Genomic DNA, 17,083 nt, shown 5'->3' with positions numbered 1-17,083 from the left:
ACTACCGGTGTGAGCTGGCTCTCAACGGGCGAGCCGAAGGGCGTGGCCTCACGAACAGCAGGTGTGCATCCGCAGGTAGACGTGCTGAAACCGCAGGGCGGTGCGAACGCTGTCGTGCTCGTGCTGCACGGAGGACGGGAACACGGCACCGGCCCCGTCCGGCGCCACAACCTCGCGTACCTGCGCATGGTCCCGCTGGCCCGGGCGCTGCGCGCGCCCGGTGTCGAGGTGTGGAACATGCGCTACCGGGTCCGCGGCTGGAACGCGCCGAGCCTCGATCCGGTGAAGGACGCGCGGTGGGCGCTCGACAGGATCACCGAGCTCCACCCCGGCAGGCCGGTCGTGCTGGTCGGGCACTCGATGGGAGGCCGGACCGCGCTGCGCGTCGCCGGCCACCCGGGCGTGGTGGCCGTGTGCGCGCTGGCGCCGTGGCTCGTGCCCGGTGAGCCGTACGAGCAGCTCAGGGGCAAGGCGCTGCTCATCGCGCACGGCGACCAGGAGCGGATGACGGACCCGGCCAGGTCGCTGGCGTTCGCCCGGCAGGCCAAGACCGTGACGGACCGGGTGGCGCGGTTCAGCGTCGTCGGCGACGGGCACGCGATGCTCAGGAGGGCGCGGGACTGGACCCGGCTGGTCGTCTCCTTCGTCCACGGTGAACTCGGACTCGAACCGGTCGCACCCGACATCGCGAATGCCATGCGGGAGGCCTCGCCGCGAGGCCTCGACGTGCCTTTGGGAGGCTCGCGTGGCTGAGGTCGCCGTCATCGGAGCAGGGGTCGCCGGGCTCACGGCCGCATATGTGTTGCAACGCAGGCACGACGTCACGCTGTTCGAGGCCGACGACCGGCTCGGTGGGCACGCGCACACGCACGACCTGGACGGCGTGCACGTCGACTCCGGGTTCATCGTCCACAACGAACGGACCTACCCGAACCTGATCAGGCTCTTCCGCGAGCTCGGCGTGTCCACTCAGGACTCCGAGATGTCGATGAGCGTCCGGTGCGACGGCTGCGGCCTGGAGTACGCGGGTGCCAGGAAGCTGCCGGGCCTGTTCGCGCAGCCGAAGAACGCCGCCAACCCCCGGTACCTGCGCATGCTCGCCGAGGTCACCCGGTTCTACAAGCACGCCCGGCGCGTCCTCGACCACGAGGAGGCGCACGACGTCACGCTCGGCGCGTTCCTCGCGATCGGCGGGTACAGCCGGTACTTCGTCGACCACTTCATCGTGCCGCTGGTCAGCGCGGTGTGGTCGTCCGGCGCCGCGCTGAGCATGAAGTACCCGGCCTGGTACCTGTTCGAGTTCCTCGCGAACCACGGGATGCTCGCGATCGGCGGCACCCCGCAGTGGAAGACCGTCGTCGGCGGCTCACGCACGTACGTCGACCGCGCCGTGAAGGGCCTCAAGGCCGTGCACGTCGGCACACCCGTCAGGGCCGTCACGCGCGGCGTCGACCGCGTCGAGATCCGCGACGAGGACAACGTGCTGCACACCGCGGACCACGTCGTCATCGCCACGCACCCGGACCAGGCGCTGGGACTGCTGGCCGACCCGACGCGCGAGGAGAAGGAGGTGCTCGGCGCGTTCCAGTACTCGCGCAACGAGACCTGGCTGCACACCGACGCCTCGATCCTGCCGCGCGCGAGCGGCGCGCGGGCGTCGTGGAACCTCTACAAGCGGGCCTGTCACGAAGCGAACGACCAGGTGCTCGTCAGCTACCACATGAACCGGCTGATGCGGCTGGACGAACCGCGCGACTTCGTCGTCACGCTCAACCCGCACGACGTGAACCCGGACAGCGTGCTCGCGAAGATGGTCTACGAGCACCCGATCTACACGCCGGAGTCCGTTGCGGCGCAACGACGTCTGCCCGAGATCAACACCGGCGCGACCGCCTACGCCGGCGCGTACCACGGCTGGGGCTTCCACGAGGACGGCTGCGCGTCGGGAGTGCGCGCGGCCCAGCACCTCGGCGTCGCGTGGTGATCTACGACGTCGTCATCACGCACGCCCGCCGCGAGCTCATCGACCGGGCGTTCAGCCACCGCGCCTACATGTGGCTGGTCGACCTGGCCGAGCTGCCCAGTCTGTCCTGGTGGGCCCGCCCGTTCGCGAAGTTCGAGGCCCGCGACCACCTCGGGTCACCGGAGAAGACCATCCGGGAGAACCTGGACGAGTGGCTGGCCGGGCACGGCATCGACCTCGGCGGCGGCCAGGTCCTGATGCTCGCCAACGCGCGCGTGCTCGGCTATGTCTTCAACCCGCTGTCCGTGTACTGGTGCCACGACTCTTCCGGAGAGCTCGTGTGCGTCGTCGCGGAGGTGCACAACACCTACGGCGGACGGCACTGCTATCTGCTGCGCACCGACGACAAGGGCCGTGCGTCGGTCGACAAGGAGTTCTACGTCTCCCCGTTCCTCGAGGTTGACGGCCACTACGTCATGAAGATGCCGAAGCCGGGTGACCAGCTGTCCGTGACCATCGCGTTGCGGCAGAACGGGAAGACGACCTTCAGCGCGACGATGAGGGGTGAGCGCAGCTCGGGGCTGCGCATGCTGCTGCGCCGTCCGCTGATGCCCCAGCGCGTGTCCGCGCTGATCCGCCGTCATGGCATCGCCCTCTACCTGAGGCGTGTTCCGATCATCCCCAGGAGTAATGGATGAGCACGTTGTCCCTGCCCCGTCCCGGCCAGGGCATGTGGCCCGGACTGTTCACGGCACCGCGTTCGCCGATGCGCGCCCGCATCGCCGAGGCGTTGTTCCGCAGGGCCGTGGGCCCGCTGCCGGTGACCGTCCGGTTCGCCGACGGCAGGACGTGGGGAGCGGGCGGTCCGGTGATGCGGATCGTCCGGCCCGGCGAGTTCTTCCACCGCCTCGGCGCCGACGCCAAGATCGGCTTCGGCGAGGCCTACATGGTGGGCGACTGGGAGTCCGACGAGCTCGCGGACGTGCTCTCGGTGTTCGCGGCGAAGCTCTCGACGCTGATCCCGCCCAGCCTGCAGCTGCTGCGGCGGTGGGCGGAGCGGCGGCAGACCGAGATCAACGACGTCGCGGGCTCGCGGCAGAACATCCACCGGCACTACGACCTGTCGAACGAGCTGTTCGCGACGTTCCTGGACGAGACGATGACGTACTCGTCGGCGTTGTTCGAGGGCGGGCACGCCGACCTGCACACGGCCCAGCTGCGCAAGATCGACGGCGTGCTCGACTACGCCGGAGTGCGCGCGGGCTCACGCGTGCTGGAGATCGGCACGGGCTGGGGCGCGCTGGCCATCCGCGCCGCCCAGAGGGGTGCCACGGTCACGTCGCTGACCATCTCCGCCGAACAGCGCAAGCTGGCACTGGACCGGGTGAGGGACGCAGGTCTCCACGATCAGGTGACGGTCGAACTGCGTGACTACCGTGAGGAGCACGGCCGGTACGACGCCGTCGTCAGCGTCGAGATGATCGAGGCAGTCGGTGCCGAATACTGGCCCGAGTACTTCTCCGTGCTCGACCGCGTGCTCGCGCCGGGCGGCCGCGTGGGGCTGCAGTCGATCACCATGCCGCACGACCGCATGATCGCGAGCAAGGCCAGCTACACCTGGATCCACAAGTACATCTTCCCCGGCGGGCTCATCCCGTCCGTGCGGTCGATCGAGGACTCGGTGCGCGACAACACCCGGCTGGAGATCGTCGAGTCGCGGTCGTTCGGCCTCGACTACGCCGAGACGCTGCGCCGGTGGCGCGAGACGTTCCTCACCCGTTGGGACGAGGTGCGGGACCTGGGCTTCGACGACACGTTCCGCCGGATGTGGGAGTTCTACCTGGCCTACTCGGAGGCCGGCTTCCGCGTCGGGTACCTGGGGGTGCAGCAATTCGGCATGGCCGAACGACTGGGCCGTTAGGACCACGTTCTACCCCAAAAGGGTGCTGGTTCCCCCGCCCGTGCGGACTTCGTGGTCCTCTTTGAAGCAGGCGGTATCAATCGGCTCGCTGCGGTCTCTTCTTCAGTGAAGCCCCAAGTGTCGCTGTAGTGGAGGAGGTCGCCGGGATGGTTCTACCCACAGCCGTGCGGGCCGGTGGCGGTGTCGCGGTCCTCGTGCCCGGTGAAGGCACAGAGGCCTGGAACCGGCCAACGGTGCCCATGCGCCGTCGGGTGCTCCAGGCACCGGTCTCCAATCAGTGGCTCGCCGAAGCCGAGTTCGCCGACCTCGTCGATGCCGCTCTTGCCGGAGACAGACGGGCGGTCGAGCACCTGCTCGGCCGGATCCAGCCGCTGATCGTGCGCTACTGCCGCGCGAGGGTCGGTGGCCGCGAGCGCACGCTGGTCTCGGCCGAGGACATAGCGCAGGAGGTGTGCGTGGCGGTGCTCGGCGCGTTGTCGAAGTACCGCTACGAACCCGGCTCGTTCCTCGCGTTCGTGTACGGCATAGCCGCGCACAAGGTCGCCGACGCCCGCAGGCGCGCCGTCCGCAACCGCGCCGAGGTCGTGCCGGAACTGCCGGACTGCCCGTCGCTCGACACGGGCCCGGAACAGCACGCCGTCAACGGCGAGATGATGGCCCAGGTCACGCGCCTGCTGCACAAGCTGCCACCCCGCCAGCGCGAGATCCTCGTGCTGCGGGTGGCCGTGGGCCTGTCCGCCGAGGAGGTCGCGATGGCGGTCTCCTCGACTCCGGGTGCGGTGCGGGTCGCACAGCACCGCGCGCTCACCCGGATGCGGGAGATGATCGCCGAGGAGGGCTGAGCCGTTCGATGATCGCGGCGGGGGCTCGCCGGCAGGACAGGAACGGGGAGTGTCCTGCATCGAGGCGTTCGGCCGCGGTCGTCGTCGTGCCTGGGCGCGCTCACCGGCCTCGGGTGGCAAGGTTTACGCATGGCCGACCCGGAACCCGCCTACGACGTGCTGCTCACCGGCACCGTTTTCCTCGACATCATCTTCACCGGTCTGCCCCGGCCGCCGGAGCCGGGGACCGAGGTGTGGGCCGAGGGACTCGGGTCGTGTCCCGGCGGCATCGCGAACCTCGCCGTGGCGTTGCGCCGGCTCGAGCTGAAGACCGCGCTGGCGGCGGCGTTCGGGGAGGACGCGTACGGCGACTTCTGCTGGGACGTGCTCGCGGACCAGGAGGGCGTCGACCTCTCTTACTGTCGTCGTTTCTACGGGTGGCATTCGCCCGTGACCGTGTCCATGGCGATGGAGCGTGACCGCAGCATGGTCACGCACGGGCACAAGTCGCCCGTCATCGCCGATGACCTCTTCTCTCCGCCGCCGTCGACACGGGCGGCCTTCGTGCACATCCAGGCTGAGGACGAGCAGTGGGTGCGCACGGCGAAGGAGAACGGCGCGAAGCTCTTCGCCGACATCGGCTGGGACCGCACCGGGGCGTGGTCGCCGGAGTTGCTGCGCAGGCTCGACGGTTATGACGTGTTCCTCCCGAACCACGTGGAGGCGCAGGGGTACACCCGCACCGACACGCCGGAGGCCGCCGCGCGCCGGCTGGCCGAGCACGTGCCGGTGGTGGTCGTCACACGGGGCGGCGGGGGAGCGGTCGCGGTCGACAGCGCCACCGGCGAATGCGTGGACGTGCCGGGGCTCAACGTCGCCCAACTCGACGCGACCGGTGCCGGTGACGTGTTTGGCGCGGGGTTCGTGATGGGCACTCTGGCCGGGTGGCCGCTCGAACACCGGGTGCGGTTCGCGAACCTGTGCGCCGCGCTGTCCGTGCAGCACTTCGGTGGTTCGCTGTCGGCACCGGGCTGGGGAGACATCGCGGTCTGGTGGCGGACGGTGAGCAGGCGGCCGGACGAAGAACTGTCGCGTTACGGGTTCCTGGACGACCTGCTTCCCGACCACACGGGCGTCGAGGTGCGCAGGGCCAGTCCGACGATCGGCCTTCGACTGCTCCGGTAGGTTGAAAACAGTCGATCAGCGGACGCAACCTCACGGGCCTCCCGCGCGACTTAATACGTAGAGAGTCTCTGGGGTTTGTTCGGAAGGAGTTGCGGGTTGTTCGCCGCACGCGCGTCAGGCTTGGTCAAATTGCTGGGGTTGTGCCTGACGGCGGGCGTCCTCCTCGCTGCGATGGTGTTCCCGTTCGTCGGAGGTCTCGGGCTCGCGTCCAACCGCGCGGCCGACACGGTCGACCAGACGTCGGGCGACCTCGCGAAGGGTGAGCTGCCGCTCGTCACCACCATCCAGGACATGAACGGCGACCCGATCGCCTACCTGTACGACCAGTACCGCATCCCGTTGGAAACCAAGGACATCGCGGACACCATGAAGGGCGCGATCCTGGCCATCGAGGACAAGCGGTTCTACGACCACCAGGGCGTCGACTGGCAGGGCATCGCCCGTGCCGCCGCCAAGGCCGGTGTGGACGGTGGGGCGACGCAGGGCGCGTCGACGCTCACCCAGCAGTACGTGAAGAACTACATGGCGTTCGTGCTCGGCGCCGACAACGAGCAGGAGGCCTGGGAGAAGGCCACCGAGGCGACCGTCGGCCGCAAGATGCGCGAGGCGCGCGTCGCGTTGCAGCTCGAGCAGCAGATGACGAAGGACGAGATCCTCACCGGCTACCTCAACATCGTGCCGCTGGGCAACCAGACCTACGGCGTCGGTGCCGCCGCGAAGGCGTACTTCAACACCACGGCCGACAAGCTGACGGTTCCGCAGGCCGCACTGCTCGCCGCGATCGCGAACCGCCCGTCGTCGCTGAACCCCGGTGCCTCCCCGGACAAGGCGCTGGAGCGCCGCAACATCGTCATCGACAAGATGCGGGAGAACGGCGCGTTCGGCTCCGACGAGACCGAGGCGAAGAAGAAGGCCGAGGAGTTCAAGGCCCAGCCGCTGGGCATCGTCGAGGACCTGCAGATCCTGCCCAAGGGCTGCGTCGGCGCCGGTGACGGCCCGATCTACGGCTTCTTCTGCTCCTACCTGCTCGACTACCTGCGCGCCTCCGGCATCACGAACAAGCAGCTGCAGCGCGGCGGCCTCACCATCAAGACCACGATGGACCCGAAGGCCACCAAGGCCGCGAAGCAGTCGGCCGAGCAGCAGGTCCCGAAGACCCAGAACGGCATCGCGAACGTCATGTCCGTCGTCCAGCCGGGCGCCGACAAGCACCGCGTGCGCGCCCTCGTCGCCTCCCGCGACTTCGGCAACAAGGCCGAGCTCGGCCAGGTCGCCCGCCCCGTGCCCGCCGAGGTCCTGCCGTTCGGTCCCGGCTCGGTGAACAAGATCTTCACCGCCGCCGCCGCGATGAAGAACGGCGTCACCGGTATCGACCGCAAGGTGAAGGTCCCGAAGGTCTACAACTCGCGGGTCTACCCGAACGGCGGCTCGGCGTGGCGTGTCCAGAACGCGGGCGACTACCCCGAGGAGATGACGCTCACCCAGGCCCTCGCGACGTCCCCGAACACGGGCTTCGTGATCCTGCAGGAGCAGGCGGGCCTGAACAACGTCGTCGACATGGCCTACAAGCTCGGCATGCGCGAGACCCTCACCGGCGTCAACCGCGGCGCGGAGCCCCTCAAGTCCGACGGCTCGAACGGCCCGTCCCAGGGCGACTGGACGAAGCAGAACAACGCCGGCTCGTACACCCTCGGCCCCGGCGCCACCAGCGTCCTCGAACTGGCCAACGTGGCAGCGACCATCGTCTCGAGCGGCACCTGGTGCCCGCCGACCCCGGTCGAAAAGGTCATCGACCGCTACGGCAAGGACGTCCCGCTGAAGGAGATGCCCTGCGAGCAGGCCGTGGAGCCGGAACTGGCGAACAGCCTCGCCCAGGGCATGTCCCACGACACGACCGGCAGCGGCACCGCGGCGGCAGCAGCGAGCGGCTCCGGCTGGAACCGCCCGACCATCGGCAAGACCGGCACCACCGAAGAGCACAAGTCGGTCGCCTTCCTGGCCGCGACCCCGCAGTACGCGGGTGCGGTCATGACCTACGCCGACGGCAACAGCCCGCAGGTCATCTGCGCCAACCCGATCCGCCTCTGCCCCGGCAGCTCACAGGGCGTCTTCGGTGGTCAGGTAGCCGCACCCACCTGGTTCAACGCGATGAAGGCGATCCACGAGGGTCTCCCGGTGGCACCACTGCCGCCAGCCGCACCCAGGTACAAGTAAGCACCGCACGGCCAAAGGGGCCGCCGGACGCCACGCGCGTTCGGCGGCCCCTTTGCGTTGGGCGGGGGAGGACCCAGCCAGGCGGAGCGGGAGAGGCCGAGCGGGGCCGGGTGTGGTCAAGCCGGGCGAGCGGCTCCCGAGCGGCCGACCGGCGTAGGGCTGGGCGTGGAGAAGCCGACTCGGAGTGAGACGGGTGAGTGGCCGAGGGGGACCAGCCGGGCGACGGGCTTCGTCAGGCGGTGGGGCCAAGCGTGGAGATGCCGGGCGGTCAGGGCTGGTTGAGGTGGGGCCGAGCCACCCTGTCGCCCAACGCAAGGGCGGAGCCCGAGGCGTCCCTCCCTGCGCGCAGGGCAACGGCGAAGCCGAGCCGCCGTGTCGCCAGTCGCAAGGGCGAAGCCGAGCCGTGTGAACCTCTGCGGGCTGGTGAAGCGGTGGTGACCCACGCATTGCCCCAACCGCTATCGCCGCGCAGCGGCGATGACCCGCACCGGCCCGGTACTGCCTGAGCAACCACCCTCGCAAGGCGACCTCTCGCACGGCAGGCGACCACCCCGCTGGAACAGGAACAGGCCTACGCAAGCCGACCCGCGCGCTGCCCACCGACCCGCCCTCGCACGCTGACCCGCTCGCACGGCAGGTGACCACCCGCTGGAACCGGCGCCACTCACCTCACGCCGGCCCGCACGGCCCCACCAGCCCGCACGTGCTCGCCCGCGCCGCCTCACGCCGGCCCGCACGGCCCCACCAGCCCGCACGTGCTCGCCCGCGCCGCCTCACGCCGGCCCGCACGGCCTCCACCAGCCCGCACACGCCCGCCCGCGCCGCCTCGCGCCTGCCCGCGCCGCCTCGCCTGCCCGCGCATGCTCGCCAGCCCGCGCCGCCTCCCGAGCCCCAACCCAGCCCACCCAAACGACCCAGCCACCCGAAGTAACCGCCAACCAGGCCCGTTCCCCACCCCACCCCCCAGCAAACCTTTCACGATAAAGCGACTGACCAGTACAAACACCAACCCGCAGATTGGTCTAAAGCGCGTTGACCAAGCCCTGAACTACTCAACTACCCAAAGTAACCAGCAGTGGGCCTAATCACCTGAACACCCACTTCGCTTGCCCGCGCCGGTCACACGAGGTTACGTTCTGCGCCGCATGTCACGGTTCGATAACCGCAAGGACACGGATCACCCCCGAAGCGGTCCAGTCCACCACCGGGCCCCCGAAGCCCGCAGCCAGGCCCCCCGACGCCAGGCGAAGCGCGGTCATCCGAACTCCCCCGAGTGCATGGAGACAGGTTTGGCACGGCATCGTTCGAAGGGTCCCCTGGTGGACGTCATCACCAAGGTGGACCTGGACCGCAAGAAGGCAGTTGCGGTGGTGGTCGCCGCGGGCGCCATCGCCGGCGCCGGTTTCGCCCAGGCGGCCACCACCGTCAGCCCGGTGGACCGCATGATCGCCCCCGTCGCGGCCACCAAGAACCTCGCCGCGGCGATGACGGCCGAGGCTCAGCCGCAGGGTCCGCAGACGATCCACAACGTCAGCACCGGGTCCGAGGCGCGCAAGCTGTTGCAGGCCGAACAGATCCAGGCGCAGTTCCACGTCGCCGAGGCGCTCAAGTCCGCTGAGGGCGCCTACGCGCAGCGGCAGGCGGTCGCCAAGGCCGAGGCTGAGCGGATCGCGGCCGAGACTGCGCGGGTCGCGGCCGAGGAGGAGGCGAAGCGGCCCAAGTGCGTGCGGCCCGCCCAGGGGTCGTTCACGTCCGGGTTCGGTGCCCGCTGGGGTACCAGCCACAACGGTGTCGACATCGCGAACGCCATCGGCACGCCGATCGTCTCCGTCCTGGACGGCACCGTCGTCGAGGCCGGGCCCGCGTCCGGGTTCGGGCTGTGGGTTCGCGTTCAGCACGAGGACGGCACCATCACCGTCTACGGGCACATGAACACCATCGACGTCGCGCAGGGTGCGAAGGTCAAGGCCGGGCAGCAGATCGCGACGATCGGCAACCGCGGTCAGTCGACCGGGCCGCACCTGCACTTCGAGGTGTGGGTCGCGGGCGGGCAGAAGGTCAACCCCGTCGGCTGGCTGGCCGAGCGCGGTGTGAGTCTCTGACCGAATCCGGTCACACGATCACGAAAACTCCCGATAGTCTCCGGCCACGCCGCCGTGCATGAGGTGCGGCGGCGTGGAGACCGGAGCCGAGCCAGTGATCTACCGCAGCCCCCTGCCCGCGGTGGCCGTTCCCGAGCGCACCGTCCCCGAACACGTGCTGGAACACGCGCGGCACAACGACAAGCTCGCTCTCGTGGACGCTGTCACGGGCGAGTCGCTCACGTACGCCGAGTTGGCACTACAGGTCGAGACCACAGCCAAAGGCTTGGTGCGCAACGGGATCAGGCCCGGTGACACCGTCGCGATCGTCAGCGGCAACCGGCCGCGCTACGCCGTCGGCCTGCACGCGGTCATGGCCGCGGGGGCGACGGCCGCGCTCATCAACCCGATGCTCACGCCGCCGGAGATCGCGCGGCTCGAAGAACTCGCGAACGTCACGACGACGCTCGACCTCGACGACCTTCCCGCGAGCGCGAGCGACGAAGATTCGCTCCCGCCGGGAAATCCCGGCAGCACCGCCGTCGTCCTCTTCTCCAGTGGCACAACGGGTCTCACCAAGGCCGTCGGCCTGAGCCACCGCGCGCTCGTCGCGAACCTGGAGCAGCACCGGCCTGGCTGGCGCATCGACGAGACCGACGTGCTCGCCGCGAACCTGCCGTTCTTCCACGTCTACGGCTTCGCCGTCATCCTCGACTCCGGTCTGCTCGGTGGCGCCACGCTCGTCACCATGCCCCGCAGCGACGCCGGCACCTACCTGCGGCGCCTCGGAGAACACCGCGTCACGCGGGCGTTCCTGGTGCCGCCGCTCGCCGCCGCCATCGCGGACCACGAGGGACCGGTCCCGGAACTCGGCCTCAAGCTCGTCCTCTGCGGTGCCGCGCCACTCGACGACGCCGTCCGCCGGGAAGCCGAGCGCAAGCTCCGGGCACCCGTCCGCCAGGGCTACGGCCTCACGGAAGCCGGTGGCACGCACCAGACATTCGACGATGACGTGGAATCCGACCCTGCCAGCGTCGGTGTGCTGTGTCCCGGCACGGAAGCGCGGATCGTCGAGCCGGGCACCACGACGGACGCGGCGGTGGGCGAGATGCTCATCCGCGGCCCGCAGGTCATGGACGGCTACCTCGGCGACGAACAGGCCACGCGCGATGCCTTCGTGGACGGCTGGTTGCGCACCGGAGACCTGGTGCGCGTCCACAACGGCCGGTTCCACGTCGTGGACCGCATCAAGGAAATGATCAAGTACAAGGGGTACCAGGTCGCGCCTGCCGAACTGGAGGCGGTGCTGCGGAGTCATCCCGCGGTCCGGGACGCGGCGGTGATCGGTGCGCCCGATCGGGTTAACGGCGAGATCCCGAAAGCCTTCGTGGTCACGCAAGGCGACGTCACAGCGGACGAACTGATGGCGTTCGTGGCGGCGGAGGTGGCGCCGTACAAGAAGATCCGCCAGGTTGAGTTCGTGCGAGAGATACCGAGGTCCGTGTCGGGCAAGATCCTCCGTCGCCTGCTGAAGGCTCCCTCGCAGTGAAGGTGCTGATCACCGGTGGCGCCAAGGAGCTCGGCAGGGCGTTCAGCGGTGTCCTTGGCGCGCAGGGACATCAGCTCGTCCTCACCGGTCGCGACGAAGAGGCGCTCTGCACCGCCGAATCCGAACTGAGGGCCCAGGGCGTCGACGTCGAGACCCACGTCGCGGACCTCGGGGACCCGTACGCGACGGCCAAGCTGATCGAGAGCCTCGGCGGGATCGACGTGCTGGTCAACAACGGTGCGCTCGGCGGGCCGGTCGGTCCGACGTGGCAGGTCGACGAGAACGACTGGTGGCACACGTTCGAGGTGAACCTGCGCGGCACCGCGTTCGCCGCGAACGCCGCCATCCGCGCGATGACGAGCGGACGGATCATCAACGTGGTAAGCAACGCGGGCGCGCACCGATGGCCCTACGTTACGGCGTATTCGGTGTCCAAAGCGGCCGTGATCAAGCTGACCGAGAACCTCGCGGTGGAGCTGAAGAACCGGCCGATCGCCGTGCTGAGCTACGACCCCGGCATGGTCGACATCGGCCTGATGCGCCGCGGCGCCACGATGGACTCCGGTGATCCGCACCGGCTCAGGATCGCGGAGTGGTCGAGGTCTCAGCGTGCCGCGGGCATGTTCACCCCGGTGGAGCAGTCGGCCGATCTTTTGGCCCGAATCGTGCGCGGAGAGTTCGATCACCGCTCCGGTGCCCTGATCACGCCGAAGGACAGCTGAGAAATTTTCCTCGTTTGATGCGTACATAAGGCCCTTCCTCGCTGACGGGTCAACGGGGATCGTCGCGAGTGGCTCCCCAAATCCCAGGAGGCGTCGTGCCTGTCGGAACATCCCCTGCTGCCCTGAACCTGGCCGCGCACCTCGAACCGGCTCACCTCGAACTCGCCCGCGACCCGTTGCACGTCGAACTGCCGGCGGACGTGCGCGACCGGATCGCGCGCTGCCGCGGGTTCGTGCTCGAAGTCAGCGCGTCCGGACGCGCGATCTACGGTGTCACAACGGGTTTCGGCCCGCTGGTCGAGTTCGCGGGCCGTCCGGACAGTGCAGGTCAATGTGACAACACCCTCTTCCACCTCATCGTCGGCCACGGTGAACTGCTGCCGCCCGCCGTCGCTCGTGCGGCCGTGCTCGCCCGGTTGTTCTCCTTGGCGCAAGGGCGATCCGGAGTGTCCGAGCAGGTCGTGGACTCGCTGACTGCCATGCTGGACACCGAATTCGCACCCGCGGTGCCTCGTTTGGGCTCACTCGGTGCGAGTGGTGATCTCCAGCCGCTCGCCTACGTGGCGCATTCTTTGCGCGGTAACGGGAACGCCTTCTTCCAGGGACGGCTGATGCCCGCCGTGGAAGCGCTCACACTTGCCGGACTCCAGAAACTCGTGCTCGACGGGCGTGACGCGCTCGCGCTGGTGAACGGCATTTCGGTGACCGCCGCAGCACTCGGACTCGCTGTCGCGCAGGCGGTTCGCGCGCGCCGGACGGCGGAGTTGTTGTCCGCCTTGATGACCGACGTCCTCGGCTGCGGCACCGAGTTCACGTCGGTTGGACTACTGGCCGCGTTCGGGCATCCGGACGTCGCTGAGTCGGGTGCGTCCATCAGGACCTGGCTCGAAGGCAGTACGCCATCCGGGGCGCGCCCGTTGCAGGAGCCGTACAGCATCCGTTGCACGCCACAGCTGATCGGCGCGGCCGGCACGAGCGTGCGGCACGCCGACGAGGTGGTGCGCCGCGACCTCAACGGCGTGAGCGACAACCCGTTGTTCTTCCCGGAGACCGGGGAGGTCGTGCACGGCGGCAACTTCTTCGGCCAGCCCAGCGCTTTCGCGGCCGACCAGCTCAACGTCGCCCTGGTGCAGCTGGGCAACCTGGCCGAACGTCAGCTCGACCTGCTGGTGGACCCCCACCGCAGCAACGGGTTGCCACCGATGCTCAGCCCGCTGCCCGGTCAGCACCACGCGCTGCAGGGCGTCCAGCTCTGCGCGACCGCCACCGTCGCCGCGATGCGCAGGGCGGCCACGCCGGCCTCGGTGCAGAGCCTGCCGACGAACCTGCACAACCAGGACGTCGTCCCGTTCGGCACCCAGGCCGCGCTGACGGCGCTCGACCAGGCGCGGTTGCTGCGGTACCTGCACGCGGGGCTCGCGATCGGGCTGCGCCAGGCCGTGCACGTCGGCGCGCGCCGTCCGCAGGGACCGCGGCTCGCGGCGGTGTTCGACCGGCTCGCGGACGAGGTGCCACCGATCACCGAGGACCGGCCGCTCGACACCGCGCTGGGCCGGGTGGCGGACGTCCTCGACAGTCTCGTGTCCGAAGTGGAGGGTGCTTGATGAGTGCTCCCGTCTGCCTCCCCCGGTGGGGGCACACCTGGGTCGACCTGCCGGTCCTGCGGCTGCCGATGCCCGAGGAGGAACTGATCCCGTGCGCGACCGGCTGCTTCCAGCTCCCGATCGCCATCGACACCCCGGAGGATCCGGTCGAGCGGGCCGTGCACCGGTGGTTCCTCGGCCACCACGGCGCGTTCCTGGTCTGGAAGTTTCTTTCGGCTTCACTCGATCGGCTGATACGTGAGCCTGATTCGCAGCTAGTCCGCCTCACTGCGCTTGGATACGACGCGTACTCGGTGATGCTCGCCTATTCGGGCAGTTGTTCCCGTGAGGTGTACGAGGACGTCATCCGGCCGATGATGGTGACGTTCGACCCGGCGTTCAGCGGGCGGTGGGCACGTGACTACGAGCCACTGCCCGGTCTGCTGCGCCGGGCGCGTGCCGCTCTGGGGTCCGTGGCGGCCGAACCGCTCACCTCTGCGAGCAAGGCGAACCTGGTGGCGCACATGGACGTCATGCGCAGGCTCGTGCCCGGCGGCCCGTCGCTGCTGCGCGAGTCCGGCCGTGCGCGCATGTCCACCACCGATGCCGAACGGGCGCGGTTCGACGAGTTCTTCCTCGTGAGCCGGGAGAACGTGTGCGTGAGCCGCTACCGCGCGCACCGCGCCGCCGTTTTGTCCGCGATCGGTCACGACCTCGCGAAACACCCGCTGAGCCCCGAGTACGGAGAGACACTCAGGACGTTCGCCACCCGACTATGAGAGAAGGCCGCGCGTGAACGACTTCAAGGCCGTGGTCATGACCCCGCAGATCTACCGCTACGTGCGCGAGCAGGCCGGCCGGCCCAGCGCGGTGCAGGAGAAGCTGATCGCGCGCACGCTGGAACTCGGCGACTCGGCGGAGATGCAGATCCCGCACGAGCAGGCGGTGCTGCTGTCGCTGCTGGTCAGGATCACCGGCGCGCAGACCGTGGTCGAGGTCGGCACCTACACCGGCTACTCCACGCTGGCGTTCGCGCAGGCGCTTCCCCCGTCCGGCAAGGTCATCACCTGCGACGTCTCCACCGAGTGGACCTCCATCGCGGAGGAGGCCTGGCAGGCGGCGGGCGTGCGCGACCGGATCGACCTGCGGCTCGGCGCGGCGGCCCAGACGCTGGCCGAGATGCCGGAGGAGCCGGTCATCGACCTGGTGTTCATCGACGCGGACAAGGTCGGGTACGTCCACTACTGGGACCTGCTGGTGCCGCGCGTGCGGCAGGGCGGCCTGCTGCTCGCCGACAACACCCTCTACTACGGCGAGGCGGCCGACGAGCAGCCCGAGGGCAACGCCGCCGCGATCGACGCCTTCAACAGGTTCGTGCTCGCCGACACGCGGGTCGAGTCGGTGCTGGTGCCGATCGCGGACGGGCTGACCATGGCTCGCAAGAAGTGAGGTTGTGGGCATACCGACCGGTCGGTAGGGTGGCGGGCAAGTCAACATGGAGGCGTTCATGGCTCGTTGGGGAATCACGCTGCCGCTGATCGGTGTGCCGGTGCTGGAGCACCGCGCGCTGGTGTCCGAGCTCGCCGGGCTCGGCTACACGGACGTGTGGTCGGCCGAGACGACCGGCACCGACGCGTTCACGCCCCTCGCCCTGGCCGCGCAGTGGTCCTCGGAGCTGCGCTTCGGCACGGCGATCGCGCCCGTCTACACGCGCGGCCCCGCCACGCTGGCGATGACCGCCGCGACGCTCGCGGAGGTGACCGGCGGCCGGTTCGTGCTGGGCATCGGCTCGTCGTCGCCCGCCATCGTGCAGCGCTGGAACGCGATCCCGTTCGAGGAGCCGTTCAAGCGCACCCGCGACACGCTGCGCTTCCTGAAGGCCGCGCTGGCGGGCGAGAAGGTCTCCGCCGACTACGACACGTTCTCGGTGAAGGGCTTCAAGCTGGAGCGCCCGCCCGCGGAGAAGGTGCCGATCATGCTCGCCGCGCTGCGCCCGAACATGCTGCGCCTGGCCGGTCGCGAGGCCGACGGCGCGATCACGAACTGGCTCGCCGCCACCGACGTGGCCCAGGTGCGTTCCGAACTGGGCGACGCCGAGCTCGCGGCACGGATCTTCGTGTGCCCGACCGAGGACGCCGACGCCGCGCGGGCACTGGGTCGCATGCTGATCAGCACCTACCTGACCGTGCCGGCGTACGCGGCGTTCCACGACTGGCTCGGCCGCGGTGAGGCGTTGCGCCCGATGCACGAGGCGTGGGCGGCGGGCGACCGCAAGGCCGCGTCGAAGGCGATCCCGGACGAGGTCGTGGACGCGCTGGTCGTGCACGGATCGCTCGACCACTGCCGCAGCCGCGTGGCCGAGTACCAGGCCAACGGCGTCGACACCCCGATCATCGCGCTGCTGCCGACCGGTGGCGACCAGGCCGAGCAGGCACGCGCGCTCGCACCCCGGGGATGACCCGTGCCCAGCGCGACCGAGCAGAAGATCATCGACGTGGCCGTGCGCCTGTTCGCGTCGCAGGGCTACGACGCGACCTCGGTGCAGGAGATCGTCAAGGCCGCCGAGGTCACCAAGGGAGCGCTGTACCACTACTTCCGCTCGAAGGACGACCTGCTCTTCGAGATCTACCGGCTGCTGATCACGTCCCAGTCCGCCGACATGGACCGGATCATCGGCCTCGGCCTGTCCGCCGCCGAGACGGTGCGCGAGATCCTGGCCTCGCTCGTCATCTCGACGGCCGAACGGGTCGACGAGACGGCGGTGTTCGTCCGGGAGCTGCACCGGCTCGGCGAGGACCGGATGACGGACTTCCGCGCCGAACGCCGCCGCTACCACGAGACGTTCCTCGCGGTCGTGGAGAAGGGGCAGGCGGACGGCGAGTTCAGCTCCGTCGTGCCCGCGGACACCGTCGTGCGGATCGCGCTGGGCGTCGTGAACCAGCTGCCCATGTGGTTCCGGCCGGACGGCCAGAAGACGCCCGCCCAGCTGGCGGGGGAGATCGCGGACTTCGTGCTGGCCGGGTTGAGATGACGGATTAGGAAGC

15 protein-coding genes are annotated in these 17,083 nt (G+C 69.6%); all 15 read left to right on the top strand.

From position 1 onward, the window contains the following. Positions 1-9: 9 nt before the first annotated feature. The 15 genes from DFR72_RS41990 (at position 10) to DFR72_RS41920 (ending at position 17,070) form a co-directional block, all read left to right on the top strand. A complete protein-coding gene (locus tag DFR72_RS41990; RefSeq protein WP_425459945.1) occupies positions 10-753 on the top strand; it encodes an alpha/beta hydrolase in 744 nt (247 codons plus the stop codon). Then, positions 746-1,984 (top strand): NAD(P)/FAD-dependent oxidoreductase, encoded by a 1,239-nt coding sequence (locus DFR72_RS41985; RefSeq protein ID WP_245983906.1) that lies wholly within the window; start codon positions 746-748, stop codon positions 1,982-1,984. The genes DFR72_RS41990 and DFR72_RS41985 overlap by 8 nt, the downstream gene beginning before the upstream one ends. Next, complete coding sequence (locus DFR72_RS41980) at positions 1,981-2,661, top strand: DUF1365 domain-containing protein (protein ID WP_245983905.1); 681 nt, start codon at positions 1,981-1,983, stop codon at positions 2,659-2,661. The genes DFR72_RS41985 and DFR72_RS41980 overlap by 4 nt, the downstream gene beginning before the upstream one ends. Next, positions 2,658-3,884: an SAM-dependent methyltransferase gene (locus DFR72_RS41975; protein ID WP_090065157.1), complete on the top strand. Its 1,227-nt coding sequence runs from the start codon at positions 2,658-2,660 to the stop codon at positions 3,882-3,884. Before DFR72_RS41980 ends, DFR72_RS41975 begins: the two co-directional genes overlap by 4 nt. 146 nt (positions 3,885-4,030) lie before the next feature. Further along, positions 4,031-4,726 (top strand): RNA polymerase sigma factor ShbA, encoded by a 696-nt coding sequence (gene shbA, locus DFR72_RS41970; RefSeq protein WP_245983904.1) that lies wholly within the window; start codon positions 4,031-4,033, stop codon positions 4,724-4,726. A gap of 129 nt (positions 4,727-4,855) precedes the next feature. Further along, entirely contained in the window at positions 4,856-5,890 is a 1,035-nt protein-coding gene (locus DFR72_RS41965; protein ID WP_090065156.1) for a carbohydrate kinase family protein, read from the top strand. Between the two features lie 96 nt (positions 5,891-5,986). Continuing rightward, positions 5,987-8,104 carry a transglycosylase domain-containing protein gene (locus tag DFR72_RS41960; RefSeq protein ID WP_245983903.1) on the top strand — a complete coding sequence of 706 codons (2,118 nt, stop codon included), beginning with the start codon at positions 5,987-5,989 and terminating at the stop codon, positions 8,102-8,104. A gap of 1,319 nt (positions 8,105-9,423) precedes the next feature. Then, on the top strand, positions 9,424-10,206 hold the full coding sequence (locus tag DFR72_RS41955; protein WP_245983902.1) for a M23 family metallopeptidase: 783 nt from the start codon (positions 9,424-9,426) through the stop codon (positions 10,204-10,206). Between the two features lie 73 nt (positions 10,207-10,279). Beyond that, positions 10,280-11,734, top strand: coding sequence for an AMP-binding protein (locus tag DFR72_RS41950; RefSeq protein WP_245983901.1), 1,455 nt, complete (start codon positions 10,280-10,282; stop codon positions 11,732-11,734). Beyond that, on the top strand, positions 11,731-12,456 hold the full coding sequence (locus DFR72_RS41945; protein ID WP_090065153.1) for an SDR family NAD(P)-dependent oxidoreductase: 726 nt from the start codon (positions 11,731-11,733) through the stop codon (positions 12,454-12,456). Before DFR72_RS41950 ends, DFR72_RS41945 begins: the two co-directional genes overlap by 4 nt. Positions 12,457-12,551: 95 nt before the next feature. Further along, positions 12,552-14,060, top strand: coding sequence for an HAL/PAL/TAL family ammonia-lyase (locus tag DFR72_RS41940; RefSeq protein WP_211335750.1), 1,509 nt, complete (start codon positions 12,552-12,554; stop codon positions 14,058-14,060). Continuing rightward, positions 14,060-14,818: a hypothetical protein gene (locus DFR72_RS41935; protein ID WP_090065152.1), complete on the top strand. Its 759-nt coding sequence runs from the start codon at positions 14,060-14,062 to the stop codon at positions 14,816-14,818. The genes DFR72_RS41940 and DFR72_RS41935 overlap by 1 nt, the downstream gene beginning before the upstream one ends. Before the next feature lie 13 nt (positions 14,819-14,831). Next, on the top strand, positions 14,832-15,488 hold the full coding sequence (locus DFR72_RS41930) for an O-methyltransferase (protein ID WP_245983900.1): 657 nt from the start codon (positions 14,832-14,834) through the stop codon (positions 15,486-15,488). Positions 15,489-15,546: 58 nt separating this feature from the next. Next, positions 15,547-16,497, top strand: a complete 951-nt coding sequence (locus tag DFR72_RS41925; RefSeq protein ID WP_090065279.1) for an LLM class F420-dependent oxidoreductase — start codon at positions 15,547-15,549, stop codon at positions 16,495-16,497. 3 nt (positions 16,498-16,500) lie between these two features. Then, positions 16,501-17,070, top strand: a complete 570-nt coding sequence (locus tag DFR72_RS41920) for a TetR/AcrR family transcriptional regulator (protein WP_090065151.1) — start codon at positions 16,501-16,503, stop codon at positions 17,068-17,070. Positions 17,071-17,083 lie beyond the last annotated feature (13 nt).

The sequence above is a fragment of the Lentzea flaviverrucosa genome (assembly GCF_003350445.1).
Lineage (GTDB): Bacteria > Actinomycetota > Actinomycetes > Mycobacteriales > Pseudonocardiaceae > Lentzea > Lentzea californiensis.
Note: the sequence above shows the minus strand (reverse complement) of the source record. Positions and strands in the feature narration are given on the sequence as shown.